General features: G+C 66.6%; 2 protein-coding genes. Both read right to left on the reverse strand.

Annotated features, from left to right (window positions below; translation table 11 throughout):
* Window positions 1-60: 60 nt before the first annotated feature.
* A complete protein-coding gene (locus FGX59_RS36620) occupies window positions 61-1,494 on the reverse strand; it encodes an NAD(P)(+) transhydrogenase (Re/Si-specific) subunit beta (RefSeq protein ID WP_138473452.1) in 1,434 nt (477 codons plus the stop codon).
* 15 nt (window positions 1,495-1,509) lie between these two features.
* A partial coding sequence (locus FGX59_RS36625; RefSeq protein WP_171061022.1) for a proton-translocating transhydrogenase family protein occupies window positions 1,510-2,058 on the reverse strand: 549 nt, incomplete at its 5' end.

Here is a 2,058-nt window from a genome sequence, read left to right on the forward strand (position 1 = left end):
ATGCACAAGGGCCCCGCCGTTTCCGGCGGGGCCCTGCGCTTTGCCTTTTGCCCCGGGGGCTCAGGCGATCTTTGTCAGCAGCTCGTCGAGGGACTTCTTGGCGTCTCCGTAGAACATCCGGGTGTTGTCCTTGTAGAAGAGCGGGTTCTCGATGCCCGAATAGCCCGTGCCCTGGCCGCGCTTCGAGACGAAGACCTGCTTGGCCTTCCACACCTCGAGGACCGGCATCCCCGCGATCGGCGAGTTCGGATCCTCCTGCGCCGCCGGGTTCACGATGTCGTTCGAGCCGATCACGATCACCACGTCCGTGTCAGGGAAATCTTCATTGATTTCCTCCATTTCAAGGACGATGTCGTAGGGCACCTTCGCCTCGGCCAGAAGCACGTTCATGTGGCCGGGGAGGCGGCCGGCAACCGGATGGATCGCGAACCGCACGTTCTTGCCCTTTGCGCGCAGGCGCTTCGTCAGCTCGCTGACATTCTGCTGCGCCTGGGCAACCGCCATGCCGTAGCCCGGCACGATGATCACCTCGTCGGCCTCCTCCAGCGCGCTTGCCACGCCGTCGGCATCGATCGCGACCTGCTCGCCCTCGACCTCCATCGCCGGACCCGCCGTGCCGCCGAAGCCGCCCAGGATCACCGAGACGAAGCTGCGGTTCATCGCCTTGCACATGATGTAGCTCAGGATCGCCCCCGAGGAGCCCACCAGCGCGCCGACCACGATCAAGAGGTCATTCGACAGCGAAAAGCCGATCGCGGCCGCGGCCCACCCGGAATACGAGTTCAGCATCGACACCACCACCGGCATGTCCGCCCCGCCGATCCCCATGATCAGGTGGTAGCCGATGAAGAGCGCGCAGAGCGTCATCAGCAGCAGCGGCAGGAACCCGCCCGTGCCCAGGTACCAGAAGAGGCACAGCAGCGACACCGCCGCCGCCCCGGCGTTCAGCATGTGCCCCCCGGGCAGCTTCTTCGCCTTGCCGTCGACCTTGCCCGCGAGCTTGCCGAAGGCGATCACCGAGCCGGTGAAGGTCACCGCGCCGATGAACACGCCCAGGAACAGCTCCACCTCCAGGATGCCCAGCTCCACCGGGGTCTTGTGCGCCACCAGCGAGGCGAAGCCGCCGGTCACGTCCGTGCCCGCCGCATGGGCGCGCTCCACCAGCTTCATGGTGAAATGCGCGTTGTAGCCGACGAAGACCGCCGCCAGGCCGACCAGGCTGTGCATCGCCGCCACCAGCTGCGGCATCTCGGTCATCTGCACCCGCTTGGCGACGATCATCCCGAACCAGCCGCCGAGCGCGATCAGCACCAGCGCCACCAGCCAGAAGCCGCCGCCCAGGTTGCCCAGCGTCGCCAGGACCGCCAGCGCCATGCCCGCGATCCCGTACCAGACCGCCCGCTTGGCGCTTTCCTGGCCGGAAAGACCGCCGAGGCTGAGAATGAAGAGGACGGCCGCGACCACATAGGCCGCCGTCGTGAATCCGAATTCCATCTGTCCTGCCTCCGGTTACGATTTCTGGAACATGGCGAGCATCCGGCGCGTCACCATGAAGCCGCCGAAGATGTTGATCCCGGCCATGAAGACCGAGAGCGCGGACAGCACGACCACCAGCCCCGAGCCGGACCCGATCTGCATCAGCGCGCCGAGGATGATGATCGAGGAGATCGCGTTGGTCACCGCCATCAAGGGCGTGTGCAGCGAATGCGCGACGTTCCAGATCACCTGGAAGCCGACGAAGACCGCCAGCACGAAGACGATGAAATGCTGCATGAACGACGCCGGGGCGATCAGCCCCAGCCCGAGGATCAGCACCGCCATCGCCGCAAGCAGCGTCACCTGCGTCCTGGTCTGCGCCTTGAAGGCCGCCGTCTCCTGCGCCCGGCGCTCCTCGGGGGTCAGCTCCTTCGGCTTCTCCTTCGGCTTCTGCGCCGCGATCGCGGCCACCTTGGGCGGCGGCGGCGGGAAGGTGATCTCGCCGCCATGCGCCACCGTCGCGCCGCGGATCACGTCGTCTTCCATGTCATGGACGACGGTGCCGTCCTTGCCGGGCGTCAG

Origin of the sequence: Poseidonocella sp. HB161398, from assembly GCF_005870025.1 — a bacterium.
Taxonomy (GTDB): Bacteria; Pseudomonadota; Alphaproteobacteria; order Rhodobacterales; family Rhodobacteraceae; genus Mangrovicoccus.

Bases quoted from the DNA above. Each gene is read 5' to 3' on its own strand.
- FGX59_RS36620 (WP_138473452.1), bottom strand. From the start codon at position 1,494: ATGGAATTCGGATTCACGACGGCGGCCTATGTGGTCGCGGCCGTCCTC.